The organism is Lysinibacillus sp. Bpr_S20, from assembly GCF_023337835.1.
In the GTDB taxonomy this organism is placed as follows: domain Bacteria; phylum Bacillota; class Bacilli; order Bacillales_A; family Planococcaceae; genus Lysinibacillus.
On sequence record NZ_JALNLQ010000006.1, the window covers coordinates 130,652 to 153,153 of the forward strand.

Annotated in this window: 25 protein-coding genes; 23 read left to right on the plus strand and 2 right to left on the minus strand. The window is 37.6% G+C overall.

Translation table 11 applies throughout. From position 1 onward, the window contains the following. Nucleotides 1–33 precede the first annotated feature (33 nt). The 5 genes from MWJ95_RS15965 to MWJ95_RS15985 all read left to right on the plus strand — a co-directional run bounded on the left by MWJ95_RS15965 (nt 34) and on the right by MWJ95_RS15985 (nt 3,051). Nucleotides 34–690, plus strand: a complete 657-nt coding sequence (locus MWJ95_RS15965) for a YdeI/OmpD-associated family protein (protein ID WP_249074820.1) — start codon at nt 34–36, stop codon at nt 688–690. Nucleotides 691–910: 220 nt separating this feature from the next. Then, nucleotides 911–1,177 carry a hypothetical protein gene (locus MWJ95_RS15970; RefSeq protein WP_249106687.1) on the plus strand — a complete coding sequence of 89 codons (267 nt, stop codon included), beginning with the start codon at nt 911–913 and terminating at the stop codon, nt 1,175–1,177. Nucleotides 1,178–1,191: 14 nt separating this feature from the next. Then, nucleotides 1,192–1,629, plus strand: coding sequence for a DUF1801 domain-containing protein (locus MWJ95_RS15975; RefSeq protein ID WP_249074819.1), 438 nt, complete (start codon nt 1,192–1,194; stop codon nt 1,627–1,629). Beyond that, nucleotides 1,626–2,003, plus strand: coding sequence for a VOC family protein (locus tag MWJ95_RS15980; RefSeq protein ID WP_249106688.1), 378 nt, complete (start codon nt 1,626–1,628; stop codon nt 2,001–2,003). Before MWJ95_RS15975 ends, MWJ95_RS15980 begins: the two co-directional genes overlap by 4 nt. Nucleotides 2,004–2,070: 67 nt before the next feature. After that, the gene (locus MWJ95_RS15985) at nt 2,071–3,051 is read left to right on the plus strand and encodes a GNAT family N-acetyltransferase (RefSeq protein ID WP_249074817.1); all 981 of its coding nucleotides are present in this window, start codon (nt 2,071–2,073) and stop codon (nt 3,049–3,051) included. Nucleotides 3,052–3,101: 50 nt separating this feature from the next. On the opposite strand, the gene MWJ95_RS15990 is transcribed toward MWJ95_RS15985, so the two are convergent. Beyond that, nucleotides 3,102–3,539: an Rrf2 family transcriptional regulator gene (locus MWJ95_RS15990; protein ID WP_249074816.1), complete on the minus strand. Its 438-nt coding sequence runs from the start codon at nt 3,537–3,539 to the stop codon at nt 3,102–3,104. Nucleotides 3,540–3,730: 191 nt separating this feature from the next. Here MWJ95_RS15990 and hmpA point away from each other — a divergent pair, with 191 nt between their 5' ends. Beyond that, a complete protein-coding gene (gene hmpA, locus MWJ95_RS15995) occupies nt 3,731–4,897 on the plus strand; it encodes an NO-inducible flavohemoprotein (protein ID WP_249106698.1) in 1,167 nt (388 codons plus the stop codon). 67 nt (nt 4,898–4,964) lie between these two features. Here hmpA and MWJ95_RS16000 read toward each other — a convergent pair whose 3' ends face one another. After that, nucleotides 4,965–5,798, minus strand: a complete 834-nt coding sequence (locus MWJ95_RS16000; RefSeq protein WP_249106707.1) for a MetQ/NlpA family ABC transporter substrate-binding protein — start codon at nt 5,796–5,798, stop codon at nt 4,965–4,967. A 550-nt stretch (nt 5,799–6,348) separates the two neighbouring features. On the opposite strand from MWJ95_RS16000, the gene MWJ95_RS16005 reads away from it, so the two are divergent. The 17 genes from MWJ95_RS16005 (at nt 6,349) to MWJ95_RS16085 (ending at nt 22,452) form a co-directional block, all read left to right on the plus strand. Then, complete coding sequence (locus tag MWJ95_RS16005; RefSeq protein WP_249106709.1) at nt 6,349–7,818, plus strand: 4-hydroxyphenylacetate 3-hydroxylase family protein; 1,470 nt, start codon at nt 6,349–6,351, stop codon at nt 7,816–7,818. Further along, a complete protein-coding gene (locus MWJ95_RS16010) occupies nt 7,781–9,196 on the plus strand; it encodes a 4-hydroxyphenylacetate 3-hydroxylase N-terminal domain-containing protein (RefSeq protein ID WP_249074812.1) in 1,416 nt (471 codons plus the stop codon). The genes MWJ95_RS16005 and MWJ95_RS16010 overlap by 38 nt, the downstream gene beginning before the upstream one ends. Nucleotides 9,197–9,212: 16 nt before the next feature. Further along, the gene (locus tag MWJ95_RS16015) at nt 9,213–10,265 is read left to right on the plus strand and encodes an LLM class flavin-dependent oxidoreductase (RefSeq protein ID WP_249074811.1); all 1,053 of its coding nucleotides are present in this window, start codon (nt 9,213–9,215) and stop codon (nt 10,263–10,265) included. 7 nt (nt 10,266–10,272) lie between these two features. Beyond that, entirely contained in the window at nt 10,273–11,325 is a 1,053-nt protein-coding gene (locus MWJ95_RS16020) for an LLM class flavin-dependent oxidoreductase (RefSeq protein ID WP_249074810.1), read from the plus strand. 409 nt (nt 11,326–11,734) lie between these two features. Then, a complete protein-coding gene (locus MWJ95_RS16025) occupies nt 11,735–12,796 on the plus strand; it encodes a YeeE/YedE family protein (RefSeq protein ID WP_249074809.1) in 1,062 nt (353 codons plus the stop codon). Between the two features lie 18 nt (nt 12,797–12,814). Then, nucleotides 12,815–13,039, plus strand: coding sequence for a sulfurtransferase TusA family protein (locus tag MWJ95_RS16030; RefSeq protein ID WP_249074808.1), 225 nt, complete (start codon nt 12,815–12,817; stop codon nt 13,037–13,039). 294 nt (nt 13,040–13,333) lie between these two features. Continuing rightward, nucleotides 13,334–13,594 (plus strand): metal-sensitive transcriptional regulator, encoded by a 261-nt coding sequence (locus MWJ95_RS16035; RefSeq protein WP_249074807.1) that lies wholly within the window; start codon nt 13,334–13,336, stop codon nt 13,592–13,594. A gap of 94 nt (nt 13,595–13,688) precedes the next feature. Then, a complete protein-coding gene (locus MWJ95_RS16040) occupies nt 13,689–13,979 on the plus strand; it encodes a rhodanese-like domain-containing protein (RefSeq protein WP_374110193.1) in 291 nt (96 codons plus the stop codon). A gap of 12 nt (nt 13,980–13,991) precedes the next feature. After that, nucleotides 13,992–14,288: a rhodanese-like domain-containing protein gene (locus MWJ95_RS16045; protein ID WP_249074805.1), complete on the plus strand. Its 297-nt coding sequence runs from the start codon at nt 13,992–13,994 to the stop codon at nt 14,286–14,288. 64 nt (nt 14,289–14,352) lie between these two features. Further along, nucleotides 14,353–14,907, plus strand: a complete 555-nt coding sequence (locus tag MWJ95_RS16050; RefSeq protein WP_249074804.1) for a sulfurtransferase TusA family protein — start codon at nt 14,353–14,355, stop codon at nt 14,905–14,907. A gap of 12 nt (nt 14,908–14,919) precedes the next feature. Next, nucleotides 14,920–15,315 carry a DsrE/DsrF/DrsH-like family protein gene (locus MWJ95_RS16055; RefSeq protein ID WP_249074803.1) on the plus strand — a complete coding sequence of 132 codons (396 nt, stop codon included), beginning with the start codon at nt 14,920–14,922 and terminating at the stop codon, nt 15,313–15,315. Between the two features lie 88 nt (nt 15,316–15,403). Next, on the plus strand, nt 15,404–16,531 hold the full coding sequence (locus MWJ95_RS16060; protein ID WP_249106711.1) for an MBL fold metallo-hydrolase: 1,128 nt from the start codon (nt 15,404–15,406) through the stop codon (nt 16,529–16,531). 207 nt (nt 16,532–16,738) lie between these two features. Further along, the gene (locus tag MWJ95_RS16065) at nt 16,739–16,966 is read left to right on the plus strand and encodes a sulfurtransferase TusA family protein (RefSeq protein WP_249074801.1); all 228 of its coding nucleotides are present in this window, start codon (nt 16,739–16,741) and stop codon (nt 16,964–16,966) included. A 139-nt stretch (nt 16,967–17,105) separates the two neighbouring features. Beyond that, entirely contained in the window at nt 17,106–17,882 is a 777-nt protein-coding gene (locus tag MWJ95_RS16070; protein WP_249074800.1) for a sulfite exporter TauE/SafE family protein, read from the plus strand. Nucleotides 17,883–17,895: 13 nt separating this feature from the next. Next, a complete protein-coding gene (locus tag MWJ95_RS16075) occupies nt 17,896–18,600 on the plus strand; it encodes a DsbA family oxidoreductase (protein ID WP_249074799.1) in 705 nt (234 codons plus the stop codon). Between the two features lie 297 nt (nt 18,601–18,897). Beyond that, the gene (locus MWJ95_RS16080; RefSeq protein WP_249106719.1) at nt 18,898–19,851 is read left to right on the plus strand and encodes a c-type cytochrome; all 954 of its coding nucleotides are present in this window, start codon (nt 18,898–18,900) and stop codon (nt 19,849–19,851) included. A 612-nt stretch (nt 19,852–20,463) separates the two neighbouring features. Beyond that, a complete protein-coding gene (locus MWJ95_RS16085) occupies nt 20,464–22,452 on the plus strand; it encodes an ABC1 kinase family protein (protein WP_249074797.1) in 1,989 nt (662 codons plus the stop codon). The last annotated feature ends 50 nt before the right edge of the window (nt 22,453–22,502 follow it).

Consider the following 22,502-nt stretch of genomic DNA (forward strand, 5'->3'; position numbering starts at 1 on the left):
ATTGTATGGATAAGTAGAAGAGGTGTCAAAACTATGCAAAAGAAATTTAAACTTAAGGATGGACTATCCATTTGGATTCATAATCAACCAAAGGAGATGATACTAGAGGGAATATCGCAAATAGGCAATGCACCCCATGATCGAATCATTGCTTTTGTGTTTACTATTGATGAAATGGTTATGTATTTGCAAAATGTACTAAAGTTAAACATGCTTGTGGAGCAGGGTTATTTATTTTTTGTTTATCCGAAAAAAGGAAATAAAAAATATGAACAGTTTATTCATCGTGATGAAATTTTCCCAGCCATTCAAGTGGACGAAGAAAAATACATTGTTGGCAGTGATTATAAATTTGCAAGTCTTATGTCATTGGATGAGACTTTTTCTATAGTAAGCATAAAGAGAGATAGTAAGGGGCGTGGCAAGAAGAAAACAGCAAGTAGTCAATGCGTTAGTGACTATGAAGGCATGATTCCTCAGTTGTGTGATGCACTTGCTGAAAATCCGGATGACTTAACATTTTATAATGGATTAACACCGGGGTATCAAAAGGATTGGGCCCGTTATATCTATAGTGCGAAAAAGGAAGAGACGCAAGTTGCACGTTTAGAGGAGATGCGTGAAATTATTAGATTAGGCTACAAAACAAAGGAACTATACCGAAAAGCAAAGGCAGAAGGTAAAGCATAAACAACAACAAAGAGACTTTATTGATTTCTTTTAGTGATGCAATATTCATGGAAATTGGCGATCCTATGATTATGCTACACATTACGCAGCATTGTGAAAAAATTAGGGGTGTTTTTTAGTATGAAATTTAAGTTGATTGGAGTGTAGACTAGGCGACTCCTTGGGGATCAGCGATAGGGGAACGAAGGCTAAGAACATTACATCCTGTGATAACGCCTACGTGACCAACCTCGTGTTGGCCCAAGCGGCTCATCGGACGCCCCCAGGAAGCTCTGCTCTGCGCGAAAGCGAAGCGTCAGCGGCAATGTTTTATCTGTGCGAAAGCGAAGCGTCAGCAACAAATGTTTTCTGTAGCGAAAGCAAAGCGGCAGCTACAAATGTTTTCTGTAGCGAGAGCAAAGCGGCAGCTACAAAGCGCCTAATCGTAACGGAAATCAATTCTACGTTATGGAACGACCCTTCTATAACAGCAATAATACTATGTTGAAAAGGGGACAGAGTATGAAAAACACTTATATTGAGCAAGTAGATGAAAAATGGCAGGAGGGTTTTGCCAAACTTGTAGATGTAGTAGCAAGCAATTTGCCAGAGGGTTTTGAAGAAAGTATGATTTATGACATGATAAGCTACGTTGTCCCGTTATCTACTTATCCGAAGGGCTACCATGTTACACCGAATACTCCTTTACCCTTTATAAGCTTAGCTGCACAAAAACGTCATATTGCGGTTTATCATATGGGTATTTATGCAGATCAAGCATTACTCTCGTGGTTCCAGGAGGAATATGCGAAACGAGTACCGACAAAGCTTAACATGGGGAAAAGCTGTATTCGTTTTACAAATACTAAAAATATCCCATATGAATTAATTGGAGAGCTTGTTTCGAAAATGACACCAGCACAATGGATAATAAAATATGAAGGGGAGTTAAATAAATGAAAAGTGCCACTACATTTTTAATGTTTCAGGGACAAGCTAAAGAAGCTATTCAGCAATATCAACAATGGTTTCCGGAGTTACAGGTAGAAAGCTTAACTTATATGGAAAACTCACACCATGTTGCGATGGCTATTCTTCATTTAAAGGGTTTGAAAATGATGGTGAATGACAGTGTAATACAGCATAACTTTACATTTACACCGTCAACTTCTATTTTTGTGGAATGTGAGTCTGTAGAAGAAATCGATAGTCTTGTTACACAAATTTTAGAGGGTGGACAGGCGTTGATGCCACTTGATAATTATGGATTTTCTAAGAAATTTGCCTGGATTCAGGATCGCTTCGGTGTATCCTGGCAACTAACGTATAATTGACTATCAAAAGAAATATATATATAAATGGATTAAATAACGCCATTATCAGTAAAAAGGGGAATAGAATATGGCAGTAACTTTAGTAAGACATGATATAAAATATGCTGAAGCAATGCATGCACTGTCTTCCATGCCACAGGTTCGAGATGCACTAGGGCTACCTGCCGGTAAAGTGGAAGATACTATTAATTTTATTAAACGTGAATGTGTGGATGAAGAAGCTGGAAAGACAGTTCCTCGTGTTATTTTAGATGAGGAAGGACAACTTATTGGTGTGACGGCGTTAATGTTTATTGACCACAATAAAAAGAGCTGTCATATTGGTTCATGGCTAGGCTATGAATTTTGGGGAAAAGGCTATAATCTTCAATCAAAAATTGCAATTTTAGATATTGCATTCTTTGAGCTAGGGCTAGAACGTGTTTTTGCAGGAGCTAGAAAAGTTAATATTCGCTCACAAAAGGCACAGGAAAAGTTGCCTTTTATTAGACTAGGAGTTGAGACTGATTTTCCGCAGGAGCATTCGTGGCTAGAGGTTAAAGAAAAGCAGCCTTGTGTTTTAAATGTTTTTGAGCGTAAGGATTTTGTTCAATATCGTACATCCTTAAAGAAAGTGGAAGGTCAGAGGGAAGACTATTTACCACACTTATTATTAGCTGATGAAAGTGAAGAAGCTGTTCGAAAATATTTAAATGACGGTGAACTATATGAGATTAAATGTGGTGAGCAGTTAGCGGGTGTGGCTTTACTTCTTGCGCAGAATGATACGACAGTAGAGTTAAAAAATATTGCAATCGTACCGAAGTATCAAGGTAAAGGGCTTGGGAAGGAAGCACTAAAACATATAACAACAAATTGTCTATCTCAAGGCTATCAAACGATAATCGTCGGAACGGCAAATTCTAGTATTGATAATATTGCATTTTATCAAAAAGCAGGTTTTCGTATGGAAGCGATTGAAAAAGATTTTTTCAGTAATTATCCAGAGCCAATTTACGAAAATGGAATTCGCGCACTCGATATGATTTTCTTTTCAAAGGCATTGTAACATAATATAAACATAAAAATACCCGTCCAACTTGAGTTGTGCGGGTATTTTTATTCGCCAAGCAACAGTGCCATCAACTTTTCTTTCGAATGTAAAAAATCATCAAGCGTATAGCGATCTAAGACTGTTAAATAAGCTTGTAATGCTTCATACAAAACGCCTTTTAGCTGACATTCTGGCGCAATTTTGCATAAATTATTTTCTTTGTCAAAGCATTCGACAAGATGAAAATCCTCTTCTGTATGACGTACGATTTCGCCAATTGTAATAGTCTTTGGATCAATCGCTAGGCGAATTCCACCTCCACGTCCTCGAATCGTTTCAATATAGCCCAATAATCCAAGCTGGTGTGTCACCTTCATTAAATGGTTTTTCGATATATTATAAGCATTTGAAATTTCTTGGATAGTTGATAATTGGCCATCTTCCTTTGCACCCAAATATATGAGTGTTCGAAGGGAATAGTCTGTGTATAAAGTTAAGCGCATAAGAACACCCTACTTTCTATAGTTCAAAATAATTATAGCATTTTTACTTTAAAGTATTATAATTTCCAATGTTTTTTTAAAGATGTATTTAAAATACATTAATTATGTCCATTTTGTTAAAGATGTATTTAATATATTGCTTTTAAAAAAACAAAGCGCTATATTGTAATCACGAAAGGATGGTTAGCGATATGTTAAAACAAGAAACAGTACAAATTATTAAAGCAACAGTTCCGGTATTAGAAGTTCATGGAGTGGAGATTACTAAAACGTTTTACAAAAATCTGTTTGAAGCTCATCCAGAATTATTAAATATTTTTAACCATACAAATCAAGAAAAAGGTCGTCAACAAACAGCGTTAGCAAACACAGTTTATGCTGCTGCGGTTCATATTGAAAATTTAGAAGCTATTTTACCAGCGGTGATGTTAATTGCTCATAAACACCGTAGTCTAGGTATTTTACCTGAGCATTATCCAATTGTTGGAGAAAACTTATTAAAAGCGATTAAAGAAGTGCTTGGTGATGCAGCGACAGATGATATTATTAATGCTTGGGCTGAAGCATATGGCATAATTGCAGACATCTTCATTCGAGTAGAAGAAGAGCTATATCAAAAAGCTGAACGTAATGGTGGATGGCGCTTATTTAAACCATTAAAAGTGGCGAAAAAAGTAGTAGAAAGTGACCTTGTTACATCTATTTACTTTGAAAATGAAGATGGTTCAAATCTACCAGCTTATGAGCCAGGTCAATATATCAGTATCCGTGTAAAAGTGCCAGGCGAAGAATATTTAATGAATCGTCAATATACACTTTCACAAGCAAGTGCAGAAGACGGCTATCGCATTTCAGTGAAACGTGAAAGCGATCATACGCCAAATGGTAAAGTATCTAACTTTATTCACGATGTATTAGAAGTGGGAGATTTAGTAGATGTAAGTTCTCCAGCAGGACTATTTGTCTTAGAAGAAACTACTGCTCCGATTACATTTATCAGCGGTGGTATCGGTGTAACACCATTAAACAGTATGTTACAATCACTAAAAGATGATGCAACAAATGAAGTGAGCTTCATCCAGTGCGCACGCAATGAAAAAGTTGTAGCGTTTAGCGATGACATTCAAAAGAAATTAAATGTGCTACCAAATACAACATACACAGCATTATATTCGGATGAAAATAAGAAAATCTCAAAAGAATTATTAGCGGAAAAAGTAGCCGATAATGCAGATGTTTACGTATGTGGACCTGTTGGCTTTATGGAAGCTGTCATTGAAAATTTACATGAGATTGGCGTAAAAGACGAAAAAATTCATTATGAATTCTTTGGTCCAGCCATGAAATTAGTAAAATAAGATTTTCAAAATTATGGGTGACGTGCTTTTATTTAAAAGCACGTCATCTTTTTAATTTCATAAAGAATTAGTTTTTAAAATAATCTGGTCGATGAAATCCTTCGTAGGCTTTATTAGATTCAATAAATTTTTGAAAAGCTGCAGAATGATATGCTTCAATTAAATCCTTTACAAATTTTTTATCTTTATCCTCAGTACGAACTGCTAATAGGTTTTGGTATTCGAAGGTTGGGTTCTCTAATGCTAAGTTCGATGATAGTTTTCTTCCAGATGACAAAATAAAGTTACCATTTACAAGTGCAAAATCTACGTCAGGCAGTGAACGTGGCAATTGTGCTTGCTCCATTTCGACGAAATCAATAGTGTATACATATTTACTGATATCTTGTTTACTCACTGTAGTGGATGAATAACCTTCTTTTAGTTCAATCCATCCAAGATCGTCTAAGATTCGTAGAGCACGTGCAATATTATCTGGATCATTAGGAATTGCTACTGTATATTCTTTATTTTTCTCTAAACTGTTGATAGAATCAAAACGATCTGAATAGACCCCCATTGGTGCAGTAGGAACTTTAAGTATTTCTGTCAAATCTAAATGCTTCTCTTTTTTAAAGTTTTCCAAATAGGCCGTGTGCTGAAAAATATTAGCATCAATTGAGCCATCACCTAAAGCGATATTAGGCTGGACGATATTACTGAATTCAATTGTTTCAATTGTGTATCCTTTTTCTTTTAGTATCGGTGCAATGCCGTATTGAAATTGGTCGCTGTATGGACCGGGTGTAAAACCTATTTTAATTGTTATATTTGATGTATCTTGTGCAGTTCCGTTTGAATTACAAGCTGCTAACACTGATATCAATAGCATAGTACTTAAAAGGAAAAGAAATTGTTTCATTATTTTATCCTCCATTATCTAAAAAAGTAATATTGACACTGACTACTAAATATAAGCAATAAAAAAACGCGTAAACGACAATTGTTTACACGCCTCCGGTGATTCCGGTCAGTAATTATTTTAATACCAATTGGATTAGTGGGATTATAGCAAACGCTTTTTAAAAATCAATAAGTTTTTAACTTCTTTCAGTAAGTGTTTTGGTAGCGAAAGCGAAGAGACAGGTAACAGAAGTCTCCCACTTCTATAGGTGGAGAGATGAATGCGGCGGACTCAATTATGTCGAGGCATCATTGATTAATTGATTTTTTAAAATATACTTGACTTATCGGTTTTGTTTGGTTTAATATGTAAATTAATTTATATAATGTGGCGACTGAAAAAATCGGAGCTTTAGTTTTAGAACTGAAAGCTCCGATTTTGTTTTTAGCCTAAAAAATATTCATAGTGACCATAAAAATGGAGCTCTCATTGATGTCTTAAGCAAAGATTTGCGAAGGAGATTTGGTGGGAGTTTTTTGTGTTCATGAAAAGGAGTTGGAGATAATAAATGTCTTTTAGTGGAAGTTTGAAAGATGGAAGAAGTGTGTGGCTAGACGGAGTAAAAGTGGACGTAACAACTCATCCTGCTTTTACGGGAACATTAGTAACTATCACAAATTTATTAGCACTTCTAGATGATGAGAAGAAACAAAGCATTGCAGGCTTTAAAAGTCCGAAAAGTAATCGATTTGCTCATAGTGCATTTTATATTCCACGTAGTTATGAGGACTTAATAAAGCGTAAAAAAGCATTTGCTCTATGGTCGAATAAAACATATGGAGTGATGAGTCGTTTATCTGATTATGCTAATTCTCTAATTACCGGATACTATTTGGATCGTCATCAGTTTGCGCAATATGATGTTGGATTTGTTGAAAAAATAACGAAATATTATGAGTTAGCTAGAGATGAACGGCGAATTGTTACTACTGCAATTTTGGATCCTCAAATTGATCGTTCGAAACCAGCAGAAGAGCAAGATGAAGACGCATTATTGCATATTATACGGGAGACCGAGGAGGGGGTAGTTGTACGAGGGGCTAAAATGATTGCAACTGGTGCTCCGTATGCACATGATGTCATTGTTACCTCTCCGCAAAAATTATCATCAAATCAAATAGCACAAGCAAATATGTTTATTGTGCCATTAAATTTACCTGGGCTACAAATTGTTTGTCGAGAATCATTTGCTTCAAATAAAGAGCATCATAAATTAAGTTCAAGATTCGATGAAATGGACGCTGTTTTATTATTTGACGATGTTTTAATTCCGTGGGATAGGGTGCTTATTAAAGGTTCACCTGAGGGCGTGTTGAAAGCTCATCAGCATCAGCAAATCGATGCGCTAGCACAGCATCAAACGGTGGTTCGTTTACTATCAAAATTAGAATTTATTGCTGGAGTTACAACAGCAATAGCTCAATCAATTGGTGCAGATTACTTTCTACATGTTCAAGAAAAAATAGGGGAACTTTATACACAAATTGATAGTATTGAAGCTTTATTAATTTCATCAGAAAAAGAAGGGCTTCTAAATGAGCAGAATGTTTATTTGCCTAATATTACGCCACTACAAACAGCAAGAAATTTAGGTACCCATTTCTATGGCCGTGCTCTAGATATTTTAAAGCAGATTGGTGCAGGAGGCTTTATTCAATTATCGTCATTTCCAATTCCAGAAAACCATGAACTATACCCATTATTCTCTAAATACTATAAAGGGGCAAAGGTGGATGCACGAACAAAAGAAAAGTTATTTAGAATTGGGTGGGAGCTTATTGGCAGTCAACTCGGCTCACGTCATGATTTATACGAACGGTTTTATACAGGGGATCCAATTCGCGTTTATGCATTGCAGTATGAAACTTATGATAAGTCCTATTTAAAAAATAAGTTAAATCATTTTTTGAATAATTTAGTTGAAAGGGAGGTAAACGAAGATGAATACGCCGATTCCGTATTTGCAGAGGTTGAATAATGGGCGAACAGTTTGGTTAGATGGGGAGATTGTTAATAATTTAGAAAACCATAATGCCTTTAAAGGGATTGTTCAAACAATACAGCATTTATTAAATTTACAAACAGTGGAGCCGACAAAATCGATTTTAACGTATGAAACAGAAAAAGGTGCAAACGCCCATTTATCTTTTTTAGTTCCAACATCAATCAATGATTTGAAAAGGAAAAGTTTAGCTTATAAATGTTGGGTAGATGAAACATTTGGCGTAATGAGCCGTTTATCCGAATATTCTCGTTCGCAGTTAGTAGGTTGGTATGCAAGTAGACAACAATTAGATGTTTTGTCACCGGGCATTGCAACAAAGCTTGAAAAACTATACGAAGCGGCACGTGATTTAGATTTATTATCAACGGTAGCAGCACATGACCCGCAAAAAAACCGTTCAAAATCTGCTGAAGAGATAGAGCATGGGAAATTACGTGTAGTTACTAAAAATGAAGAAGGTATTTTTGTGAGTGGTGCTAAAACAATTGCTACAGCAGCACCATATGTGGATGAACTGCTCATAACTTCTTATCATAAGCGAGGATTAGAGGAAGCACCAATGGCAAATGTATTTTATGTTCCAACTTCAGCTCAAGGGCTACATATGGTATGTCGAGAATCGTTTGCTTCAACTGATACAAACAACCACCCTTTAAGCTCTCGTTTTGATGAAATGGATGCTGTCTTAATTTTTGATAATGTTCTAATCCCTTGGGATAGGGTGTTGGTAGCAGAAGATCCTGAATTAGCTTGGAAGCTACGAATTGAAACGGCATCATCTTTGTTAAGTCAGCATCAAACGGTTGTACGCCTGATTAGTAAATTAGAATCGGTCGTCTCAATTGGCAACGCACTAGCGGAAACAGCTGGAGCGACGGAGTTTTTACATGTGAAAGAGAAGTTGAGTGAGTTAATCATACAGTTAGAAACTATAAAGGGCTTATTAAATGCGGCTGAATATGAAGCTATCGAACACAATGGAATATATCTACCTAAACAACGATTTTTAACGACTGCCCGAAATTTAGGTACACGTTATTATCCACGTGCTTTGGAAATATTACAGCAAATTGGAGCAAGCGGATTACTGCAAGTGCCGTCTACTATTGAAGAAATCAATGGGCCAATAGGCGACAAGTTACAGGCGTATTATGGAGGTACACATACAAGTGCATTTGCAAGAACCAAATTTATTAAACTAGCTTGGGATTTAATAGGTAGTCAACTTGGAGCGCGTCACGAATTATATGAACGTTTTTATTCAGGTGATCCTGTTCGTACCTTTGCAGCGCAATATCAAAATTACAGTGAAAAGGAACGATTGTTAAAGCTAGTTGAAGAATTTAATTAGGTAAGGAGAGAGGACTATGAAACCACATTTTTATTGGTTTGCTCCTACAAATGGAGACGGCAGGTATTTAGGGTTAAAGCAGCCTGAAAGAGAGCCGACCTTTGAGTATTTAGTAGATATAGCTCAAACTGCAGAAAAAGCAGGATTTGAAGGGATTTTGATTCCAACAGGTATTCCTTATTTAGATTCTTGGCTTGTAGGGTCTGCGATCGTTCATCAGACAAAGCATATAAAACCGTTAATTGCATTTAGACCCGGCTTTGTTTCACCGACAGTTGCATCTAAAATGGCAGCAACTTTAGATCAATTTTCGAAGGGAAGAGTGTTGGTTAATGTTGTAACGGGCGGTTCAGAAAAAGAGCTAGCACAAGACGGCGACTATTTATCACACCAACAACGCTATGAACGTACAGATGAATTTTTAACTGTAGTGAAAGAAACATGGCGAGGAGAATCGTTTCATCATGATGGCGAGTTTTTTAATGTAACTGAAGGAAAGTTGATTCCTACTCTCTATCAAGAAAAAGGTATTCCTATTTATTTTGGAGGTTCTTCCGATGTGGCTAAGGAAATAGCTGCTAAAGCTGCAGATGTTTATTTACAATGGGGGGAGCCAATTGCGAGCATTCAGGAGCAAATTCAAGATGTTGAAAGACGAGCTAAAAAGTATAATCGTCAATTAGAGTACGGTATTCGAATTCATATAGTTGTACGGGATACAGAACAAGAGGCTTGGGATGCTGCTTATAACATTATTAGTAAAATTGAAAATCCTGTACAATCGAATCTTAATCGATATTATGAAACGGTAGATTCAGTGGCTCAAAAAAGAATGAATGTCCTTACTGCTGAAAACGAGCGATTTGATCAATACAGTTGGGCAGGTATCGGGAAAATTCGAAAAGGTGCAGGAACCGCCATTGTTGGTACACCGGAGCAAGTAAAAGCAGGGTTGCAAGCGTATATTGATATCGGCGTAAGGCACTTTATTTTATCAGGCTTCCCTCATAAAGAGGAAGCGGAAATTTTCGGAGAAAAGGTATTACCATTATTTGAAAAAATGGAGTGATCATTAAATGGAATTTGTTATTTGGGGCTCAAATTTAGCAGGTGGATTTTTACGTTCTAGGATAGAGCAAAATACAGAAGGAAGCTTTGAGTACAATAAAACATTGATAAAATTAGCTGAAAAGTTAGATATAAATGCTGTTTTATTTCCGATCCGATATATGGGTAATATTGGTGGTAATGATAGTGCTGAAGAAGGGCAGCTGGATGCCCTAACGATTGCGGCAGCGTTATTTGCTGAAACGAAAAATATTCACTTTATAGCAGCTGTTTTGCCTGGGTTCATCCATCCAGCAACTTTAGCCAAAATAGGTTCAACAATAGACGTCATTTCAAATGGGAGATTTCATATTAATTTAGTGAGTGGTTGGTTTAAAAAAGAGCAAGAAACCTTCGGTATTGAGTGGATCAACCATGAAGATCGGTATCGACGTTCAACAGAGTATTTAGAGGTATTGAAAGGTCTTTGGTCACAAGATAACTTTAGCTATGAGGGCGATTTCTATACAATAAAAAATGCTACGCTTACACCAAAACCAATTCAAAAGCCATATCCTTCAATTTATCAAGGTGGTAATTCAGAAGACGCTCAAGTTATGGCAGGCGTACACAGTGATGTTTATTTTATGAACGGAGCTCCGATTGTAGAGTTGCAAAAACAGATTGAAAATGTAACTGAGATTGCGAAAAGAAAGGGTCGGACGATAAAATTTGCTGTTAATGCATTTGTGATTGCCCGTAAAACTTCTGAAGAAGCGTTCCGAGAATTTCAATCTATTATTGACCATGCCGATGAAGAAGCGATCCTGCAGTTCCAGAATCGCAAAGAAACGTTAGGGATGTGGAAAAATGCCACTCAGTTAAGTGATTTTGTAGCTAATAATGAAGGTTTTCGTACTGGGTTAATCGGTAGTTATGATGAAGTAATTGCTAAATTACAAGAATTAAGTAGCATCGGTATTGAAAAGGTACTAATTACATTTAAAGAACCGTTAAAGGAATTACCGGAATTTCATAAACATGTTAGCACAAAACTAAATCACAGTATTTTTAACCATTAAAACATTGTAATTCTATAGGCAAAATACAAAATAGGGGGTGTTATAAAGCATACTTTTATTTGTGCAGAGCGTACAATTCCTTTGAAATTATACTGTGAAAAAAACGAAAACAATCTATAAGAAACCTTTACAAAGAAATTAAAAATTTACATGAGATTGATGTGAAGGGCAAAAAAATTCATTATGAATTCTTTAGTCCAGCAATACAGTCAGCAAAATAAAATAAATAAACATATGAGCCCTTGTTATAAGCAGCAGTTATCTGCACTTGTAGCAAGGTTTTTTTGTGTGCATAGGCACGAAAGAGTTATTAGATTTTTCGCAGTTTTAAAAAAGTAATTGAATTCTTAGTAAAACAAGTGGTAATATAACTTATAAGAATACTAGGGTATTGAAAGGGGAATTGTGGATGGTCCAAATGGTTATTACAGGACTTATTTGTGGAGCTTTACTTGGATTTGTTATGCAGCGTGGTCGTTTTTGCTTAACTGGTGGCTTCCGCGATATGTTTTTGACGAAGGATAATCGTATGTTTTACGCATTACTTATTGCAATAGCAATTCAAAGTGTGGGTGTATACACCTTAATTAGTCTAAAGGTATTTGAATTTAGTGCTGGTTCTTTACCAATCGTAGCCGTTATTGTAGGTTCATTTATTTTTGGAATTGGCATTATTTTCGCTGGTGGTTGTGCAACAGGCACTTGGTATCGGGCAGGAGAAGGTTTAATTGGTAGTTGGATTGCATTAGCTGGTTATATGCTCGTAGCGGCAATGATGAAGTCAGGTGTATTGTTGCCCTTAGATAAGGCTATGAAAGAAACGAGCGTAGAAACTAATTCTATTGCCGAGACAATTGGCGTAAACAACTGGTTGATTATAACGATTTTCGTAGTAATAGTTGCATGTATCATATACCGTGAGTTAAAGAAACCACGATTGAAAATCCCAGGGTTAAAGCCGAAAAAAACGGGATTAGCACATATTTTATTTGAAAAACGTTGGCATCCATTTATCACTGCAACAATTATAGGTGTGATTGCAACTTTAGCATGGCCATTAAGTGTTGCTACTGGGCGCATAGGCGGGCTAGGCGTTACAACACCATCTGCTAATATTTTGCAATTTTTAGTGACGGGGGAAATTAGCTTCATCAACTGGGGTGTTTTCCTAGTACTAGGAATTTTCTTAGGATCATTATTCGCAGCAAAAATGAGCGGCGAATTTAGATTCCGTATTCCAGATACAAAAACGGCGATTAACAGCTTATGTGGTGGACTTATGATGGGATTCGGAGCAGGTTTAGCGGGAGGTTGCTCGATTGGTAATGGCTTGGTGATGACAGCAATGATGACTTGGCAAGGGTGGATTTCATTAGGGTTTATGATTTTAGGTACATGGACAGCATCTTACTTTGTGTTTGTACGACCAAGTAAAAAAGCGAAGCAGGCTACGCACGTAGTAACAGCCTAAAAAAAGGAGTGTTTTCATATGAAAAAAACATTAGAAGTAATGGGGATGGTTTGTCCATTTCCTTTAGTAGAAGCAAAAGAAGCTATAAAAGATTTAAATTCAGGCGATGAATTAGAAGTGCAATTTGATTGCACACAAGGAACAGAATCCATTCCTCGGTGGGCTGCTGAAGAGGGGCACGAGGTAACAGAGTATGAACAAGTTGGCGAAGCTGCTTGGACCATTACTATTAAAAAGAAATAAGTCTTCAATATAACGAGAAATTCGATGATAGAATCGTCGAATTTCTCGTTTTTTTTTATAAAAGAGAGGTGAAGATTGGGATAAAACCAGAAATTAACGGGGATGAAATGTTGATATAAGGGGAATTAACAATGTAGCGATGTTTAACTTCTTTCCGATTTCCGACGCAATGATGTCGAGGTGTACTTGATTAAAAAAAGTTAGAGCTTCGATGTTGACATTATACCTAATGGGGTATAATATGAATCTCGTAAGCAAGTTCAATCAATCGTTTTGAAGGGAGGCGTGAATAGTATGGCTTACGGTACAAAAACAGCTAATCGAGTGAAACGAATAGAAGGTCAATTGCGTGGTGTTTTACGCATGATGGAAGAAGAAAAAAACTGTAAAGATGTGATTACACAGCTATCTGCCGTGCGTTCTGCGGTTGATCGAACTATTGGAGTGATTGTTAGTGAAAATTTATTAGAATGTGTAACGACTGCTGAAGGAGATGCTGAAAAAGTGAATACAGCTATCCAAGAAGCGATGGATTTAGTCGTGAAAAGCAGATAAATTTTATATACCCTTAATAGTATATGGAAGGAGGCTATGTTAATTGGGAACATGGATTTTGCTTGCTGTTGTAGTGGCATTTTTTATTTGGCGCATGAAACCGGCAAAAGGAGTACGAACAATCTCGACAGCGCAATTAAAAAACATCTTGAATGAAAAAGACAAAGTATTTGTTGATGTGCGAACACCAGCTGAATATAAAGGTCGTAACATTCCACAATTCAAAAATATCCCTCTTGGTTCAAGTTTCGATAAATTACCTAAAGATAAAGAGATAGTGGTCATTTGTCAAAGTGGGATGCGTAGTAGTCAAGCGTGTAAGCAATTAAAAAAACGAGGATTTGAGCGTGTGACAAATGTCCGCGGTGGCATGAGCGCGTATTAGGAGGAGAATAGCATGAAGGAAATTTCAGCTAAGGAAGTACAACAAGCTTTCGAGCAGGGTCAGTCATTGAATTTAATCGACGTGCGTGAAGTTGATGAAGTGGAAGTAGGGCATATTCCTGGCATTATTCATATTCCACTTGGTTTACTTGAATTTCGTATGCACGAACTAAATAAAGATGAATCATATATTATGGTTTGTCGATCAGGTGGTCGTAGTGGTAGTGCTACTCAGTTTTTGGAAAGCCAAGGCTTCGATGTTTCCAATATGGTTGGAGGCATGCTAGCTTGGGAAGGCGAAGTAAAGTAGCCTATAACTCTTGCTATATTTTTTTAGAAAAAATAATACCCATATAGGTATGAAGGGGGAAGTTATGAGTATTAAAGCAGATTTTCAGCTAGATGCTAAGGGGCTTTCTTGTCCTATGCCGATTGTTAAAACAAGAAAGGCAATTGCAGACTTAGTAGATGGCCAAATTTTAGAAGTATCAGCGACAGATAAAGGTTCAAAGGCGGATATTGCTGCATGGGCCGAATCTGTGGGGCATCAATATATTGGGACAGTGGAAGAAGGAAGTGTGCTGAAGCATTACATTCGTAAATGCTCAGACGACACGATGGATGAGCAAGCATTTGAGCAAATAATTGAGTTAGATGAGGCTATGAAGAGAGAAGGTCTCATTCTCGATGTTCGTGAGGAGGCAGAGTTTGCTTTTGGCCACATCGAGGGTGCGAAGTCTATCCCGATGGGTGAATTGGAAGCGCGTATTGGTGAGCTTGATAAAGAGCAAGAGATTTATGTCGTATGTCGGACAGGGAAGCGTAGTGATTTAGCTGCTCAAAAGCTTACGGCACATGGTTTTACAAAGGTATTTAACGTTTTGCCGGGGATGACTTCCTGGACAGGGAATTTAACAAAAAACATTTAGGAGGAATTTATTATGTCAAATAAAGTAGCGATAATTGCAAGTAACGGTGGTCTTTTCGATGCGTATAAGGTGTTCAATATTGCGACGGCAGCGGCCGCAACAGAGAAAGAAGTAGCGATCTTCTTTACATTCGAAGGGTTAAATTTAATTCATAAACAAGGAATGCATGCATTACCTATGCCTGCGGGCGCTGAGCATTTTGCAGAAGGGTTTGCTAAAGCTAATGTACCAGCAATTCCGCAATTAGTGGAGATGGCGCTGGAATTAGGTGTGAAAATGATCGCTTGTCAAATGACGATGGATGTAATGGGTTTAACGACAGATGATTTTATTGAAGGTGTCGAGGTTGGGGGAGCTGTAACGTTCTTAGAGTTTGCAAAAGATGCAGCACCGTCACTAACATTCTAATTAACATGAATGAGTCACTATATAGGCGGAGAGGACAATCCTTTCCGCTAAAAAAATCAACAAAATAATACCTTGGGGGGTAACGGAAGTGTCAGTTCTAAAATGGAGCGCAGCAGAAGTAGCGAAAAAAGTAATTAATAATGAAGAATTATTTATTTTAGATGTTCGAAATGCTGATGCATTCGAGGATTGGAAAATCGATGGTCATAAATTTGAATACCTTAATATTCCGTATTTTGAGCTATTAGATGGCGTTGAGGATATTTTACCGAAGATCCCAACCGATAAGGATGTGTTAGTCGTTTGTGCGAAAGAAGGATCATCGCTAATGGTAGCTGAGATGTTATCCGAAGCAGGTCGTACAGTGGCTTATTTAGCTGGTGGGATGAAAACGTGGAGTGAATATTTAGAACCGATTAAAGTTGGAGATTTAACAGGTGGTGGAGAGCTTTATCAATTTGTACGTTTAGGGAAAGGTTGCCTTTCTTATATGGTCATCTCTGAGGGTGAAGCAGCAATTATTGATGCTGTACGTTTTACGGACGCATTCACAAGCTTTGCGGAAGAGAAAAACGTAAACATTAAATATGTGTTCGATACACATTTGCATGCGGATCATATTTCTGGTGGCCGACATATAGCTGCTACTACTGGTGCGACGTATTATTTACCGCCGAAAGATGCAGAAGAGGTTGTGTTTGATTATACACCTTTACTTGATGGAACAACTGTACAAGTTGGTGCATCCAAAATTGACGTAGGAGCAATTTATTCGCCAGGTCATACAATTGGTTCAACGTCATTTGTTGTGGACAGCAAGTATTTATTGACTGGAGATATATTATTTATTGATTCAATTGGACGCCCTGATTTAGCGGGTCTTGCAGAAGACTGGGTTGGTGATTTACGCGAAACACTTTATAAACGATACAGAGAATTATCGAATGATCTAATTGTTTTACCAGCTCATTTTATGATCATTGATGAATTAAATGAAGATGGAACTGTAGCAAAACATCTTGGACAATTATTTGCGGAAAATCACGGTTTAAATATTAAGGATGAAGCAGAGTTCAGAAGCGTTGTGACAGAGCATTTGCCTCCACAGCCAAATGCATATCAAGATATTCGTCAAGTAAATATGGGTAAGATTACGCCAACGCAGGAAGAGCAAACAGAGATGGAAATTGGTCCGAATCGTTGTGCAGTTCGATAGAGTTGTCTATCCCGTACTCGTAAAAGTTCGGTGAATACTAATAATTCTTGGGGGATGAAGAAAACTCCCAATGGTAAGATGCAATAACTATACATGCTTACAGCGTGTTAATAGCGCGAAGCGAAGGCGCTCATCCTTCGTAAAGTGTAAAAAATACAGAACAGGCAAAATCGCTTACAACCTTTGCCGTTCCAAAGGAGAAAAAATATGAAATCAACTTTACAACTAGATGCAAAAGGTTTATCTTGTCCAATGCCTATAGTGAAAACGAAAAAAGCTATAGATACATTAGCTTCTGGGGAAATTTTAGAGGTTCAGGTAACAGATAAGGGAGCTTTAGCGGACATCCCTGCTTGGGCCAAAGCCGGTGGTCATATCATTTTAGACAAAGCTGAAGACGCTGGTGTTATTACGTTCTTTATTCAAAAAGCTTAAAACTGGTGAGGGTTGTTTGAAGGTAGAACAGCCCTCCTTTCATTTAACTTATTTTAGTGGGTGTCCGTACATCCAGTGAAATAGAGGAGCTCAGGCTAAGAACTTTATATCCTTAAAAGTAACGGAAAGAAGGAAAAGTATGGATGTAGCATGGATGATTACAATATTTTTAATTGGCTTTGTAGGTTCATTTGTATCAGGAATGCTAGGAATTGGCGGAGCCATTATAAAATATCCAATGTTATTATATATCCCACCTTTACTTGGTTTTGCAGCATTTTCCGCACATGAAGTATCAGGTATTAGTGCGGTTGAAGTGTTATTTGCCTCTATGGCTGGGGTATGGGCATATCGAAAAGGTGGTTATTTAAATAAATCACTGATTATATATATGGGTGCTGCCGTATTAGTAGGAAGTTTTGTTGGTAGTTTTGGCTCCAAATTTTTATCTGAAGTGGGCGTTAACATCGTGTATGGTGTATTAGCGTTAATTGCTGCAGTGATGATGTTTATTCCTAAGAAGCAGATTGACGACAAGCCTTTAGATGAGGTAACGTTCAATAAACCGATAGCGGCCATATTAGCGTTTATCGTTGGTATTGGATCGGGGATTGTTGGAGCGGCTGGTGGATTCTTGTTAGTACCTATTATGCTAGTCGTATTAGGTATCCCGACACGTATGACAATAGCTACAAGCCTCGCGATTACCTTTATATCCTCAATAGGCGGGACAGTCGGAAAATTGATGACGGGACAAGTTAATTACTATCCTGCAATCATTATGATTATAGCTAGTCTAATTGCTGCCCCATTAGGTGTAAAAGCGGGTAAAAATGTAAATACAAAAATTTTGCAAGTTATTTTAGCGGTTCTTATATTGGCGACCGCTATTAAAATTTGGATGACTATATTGTAGGAGGCATTAGTAGATGAAAATTGAGATTTTTTCGGACTTTACATGTCCTTTCTGCTATATTGGCAAACGGGAATTGGAACGTGCTATTAATTTAGCGGGTTATTCGGGAAAGGTAGAAATTGAATACAAAGCATACCAAATTGGTCCGGATACGCCTAAGAAAGATGCGCCAACTTTATATGAGGGTATGGTTGCGAAATTTAACGCTACATTAGAAGAAGTAAAGGAAATGACTAAGGGCATAGCGGTACGGGCCGAAGCGACTGGCTTACATTACAATTTTGAAGATATGAAAACGGCTCATACCGAAAAAGCTCATCGATTAGCAAAGTGGGTAAGACAGTTTGGTAAAGAGTCAATCTATACGGAAGAGCTTATGAGAGGTTACTTTACGGAAGGAAAAGACTTAAACGATGATATGTTCTTGTTAGAAGTCATTGAAAATTTAGGCTTAGATGTTGAAAAAGCAAAAGGTGTTCTGGCGTCAAACGACTTCAGTGAAGCTTTAGACAAAGATCGATATGACGCCCAACAACTAGGTGTACAAAGTGTGCCGTTCTTTGTGTTTGAAAATCGTTATGGTATTAAAGGTGCGGAGCCAAATGAGGTTTTTGTACGAACTTTACATCAAGCGGCAGAGATAGCGGGTATTCAGCCGGTTTTAAGGATGACGGGTGATGGTGAAGCTATTTGTGCTGATGGTGAATGTAAATTATAAGGGGGGAATGCCGAGTGCGATGCTGTGCTCGGCATTTTTATTTACGCGAAAGCCAAGTGTTGCAGTAGATGTTTTAGTAAAGTAGTAGCTAGCATTACGCTAAGGCAAAATTAATTAGGTCAGGAAATAGTACATACTGCAAGAGGTATTAAGTCTCGATTGATGTGTTATAGAACAAAAGAATTCATAATTTTATCCTCTAAATGGTTCTATTTACGCGAGGTGTGAGAAATTTCACATCGGAAAACATGCTATTTTGCTAAAATATAGGTGATTATACAAAGGGGGGTATTATAGATGAAACCTATAGTAGCGGGAGTAGCGGGAGTAGCGGGGACGGTGCTGTTAGCAGGTACACTTTTTGTAGGAGCAGCCATTAGCGACAAAATTTTAGGGGATGCAGAAAGCAAAGAAGCCGCTGAACAAACAAAAATACCGACAACAGCAGCTGCTCAGTCAGTTGTCTATGCGCCACCAAGTATTGAAGAAGTACCAGATGGGCCAATGAAGGAAGCAATATTATATGGTTATGAGCTTGTCAATAATACACATGTTGCTGCAGAAGAATATGTTGGGAATCAATTGTCTTGCACAAGCTGTCATGCAGGGGCAGGTTACGATGAGCAAGTATCGTCGTTAGTAGGCGTTATGGCGGATTATCCCCAATATATCGCGCGCTCTGGTGATATTGTAACGATTGAGGAGCGTATTAATGGATGTATGGTTCGCAGTATGAACGGTAAGAAATTCGACATGAATAGCAAAGAGCTAGAAGCGATGGTTTCGTACTTCGCCTATATTTCAGAAGGTGTACCGATCGGAGCAGAACGTGAATGGGTGGGTACAAGTACTATGAAGGACATTCCTATACCAGATGTTAAGAATGGTGAGGAAGTATATGCTCAGTCTTGTATCGCTTGTCACGCAGCTGATGGCTCAGGCAATGGTGCTAATACAGGCCCGGCATTGTGGGGTGAAAAATCATTCAATGATGGAGCGGGGATGGCAAGAATGTCTAAAATGGCTGGCTACATCAAACATAATATGCCAGTCGGTGCAGCGGGTACTTTGACAGATCAAGATGCCGCTGATTTAGCAGCCTTTATTTTATCGCAGGATCGACCTGAATGGGCAAATCATAATAAAGATTGGCCGAAAGGCGGAAGACCTAATGATATTATGAATAAAGAAAAACGGGAACAAGTTAAAAATAACACAATAGATTGGGAGAAAGTGCTTTCTACTAATTAATAGAAAAGGGATGCTGAAACTTACGGCATCTCTTTTGTGTTATTTATAATTATAGGCCGTGACAATTTTATCTCTGTTAGTTGTCGTATCTGTGAATTATTCATACAAGCAAATACCAAGGGAGGAACCATCGACATTAAAGACATTAGAGAAACTATTATCCTTTTTCAAACATGATAATCTCACCTGTTTATCGAGACACAACCAGCGACACCACTGATTGCTAAATATTTTTTACGCATGTGTAAGCACATCCTTTCCTTGTCATATACATATAGGGGTATATTGTGGATAAAATAAAGGTTTTTTTGTATTGGTGATAAATAAAATTGTGGATAACTATCAGTTTAATCAGGTGATATACCATGTTAGGTATTTTATCAACAAAAATGACTGAGTAAAAATCATTGTAAGTGGATAAATACTAAAAAAGTGAACAAATAGACGAAATTTTGGGGATAAACCTAGGCGTAAAAGAAATTAAGTACCCCGATTTGGTTATCACTAAAAGTAAAGAATGCAGTCGGAATGGAGATGAATTTCGCGTTAGGGTGATGAGCCTTAGATTTGTTATACTAGCAGTATTAGGAAATGGCATCGGAGGTGACGCTATTGATTTATTTGAAGTTTTTCATTCAAATCATTGTTGTATCAGGGCTTATTTATATTGTAAGTGGTCGATTAATTGGTTCAAATATAAATTTTATACGTAGGATTCTTTCTGTCGTTATTAGTGTGACGCTAACGTCCTTTGTTTACTGGTACACTTATTTACGTCATACAGATTTTTTGTACGAACCGGTGATGCAAACTGTGACAGAGGTCAGTACACTTATTTGGATTGGTTGCATGCTACTAATTTCGATGTTGCTCTATCTCGTTTTTGAGCTTTTCGATTCAAGTGGTATTAGGGCCAGGGATCGTCGTAATGGGCAAAAAAATTTTTTCATGCGCCTTCGAAGCTACTGGCGACAACAAAAGCGCTTGCGTCAGGTGTTAAAAATAGCTGTGACAAATGGCGTTGTTCAAACGATTAAATACGCAAGACAACGAGAAAATGAAAAAGAGCTTGCCGTTGCTTTAAGAGTAACTTTGGAGCAATGTGGTGGGATATTTATTAAATTTGGTCAGGTACTTTCTACTCGTAAGGAACTATTTTCGCCTATCTTTATTGCCGAGTTAGAGAAACTACAGGATAGTGTGAAGCCTTTACCGTCAGAGCAGGTAACACAAATATTAGAAAATTCACTTCCAAAGCCTATGAATGAAATATTTACAAGCTTTCAAATGGAGCCTATTGCAGCAGCATCCATTGGACAAGTACATAAGGCACGATTGAAAAATTTTGATGAAGTCGTGGTCAAGCTACTGCGTCCAGAAGTGAAGGGGATTATGCGAGACGATCTCGATATTTTAGAGGAATTTGCCAACTGGCTTTCAACTAAGTCTACATGGGCTGAATCACTTGGTTTTCGAGAGCTTGCTAAAGGATTTGCAGATGGGTTACGTGAGGAAACCCATTTAGATATTGAGGCTCGTAATACATTACAGGTGACGAATGCACTTGCCAAAAGCGATTATAAGGTGAGGATTCCTAAAATCTATATAGAATATTGTCAGGAAAATATTATTGTCATGGAATACGTACGAGGGAAAAGTGTTGCCAATGCTACGGCTGCATTTAACCAATTAGAGTGTGATCGTAAGCAGTTTGCACGGACTGTGTTATATTCCTTCTTTGAGCAGGCGCTTCTTTCAGGTATATTTCATGCAGATCCGCATCCGGGGAATATTCAAATTGATGAGATGGATGGCAAACCGATACTGCTGGATTTTGGAGCTGTTGGCCGTTTGGGGGCTACACAACAAGAGGGCTTAAAGCAATTTTTAATGGGAATTCAGCTAAATGATTCAAGTATTTTATATGACGGCCTAACATTAATGGTTGAAAATGCTGATCATGCAGAACGTGCAAAGATGGAGCAAGCTATAGATCAAATTCTCTTGAAAATCTCTTACGTTGATCGGATTCCAACAGAGGAATTAATACATGCGTTATTTACGGTTGTTCGTGATTTCGGTCTTGCTTTCTACCCTGCAGTAGCTTTAGCACTACGTTCCTTAGTAACATTAGATGGAACATTACGGGTGATTGACCCAAGTTTTGATATTTTTACAGAAGCGAAAGAATTTTCATCTGTCTATATGCGAGCATCCTTCCTGAAGCCATTTAAAGAACCAATGGCCGCAAAGGAACGTTTACAGGAAGAATTGTCAATGCTTATACCGACATTGCGCAAAATGCCAAGACGAATCGACCAACTTATTCAACGGGTAGAAAGTGGAAAAATTATTTTACATCACGATGTTTTTTCGGATGAGGATAATGCTCGTTTTATAACCAATCTATTTTCCCGTTTCGTCCTGCTGCTCGTTGGTATTACCTTTGGTATTATTTCGGTAGCACTTTTAGCCATCTCACAATTCATTCAGGATACGTATGCTGTTTACTTAAATACAGCTGCATACTTGGGGTTATTTTTATGTGCCATTCTCTTAGTACGGCTTTCTATCCAAGCGCTACGTTCTATGAAGCAATAGAAGTGCCACTAGCAGTGAAAATCAATCTTTGTTTATGGATATACATTATT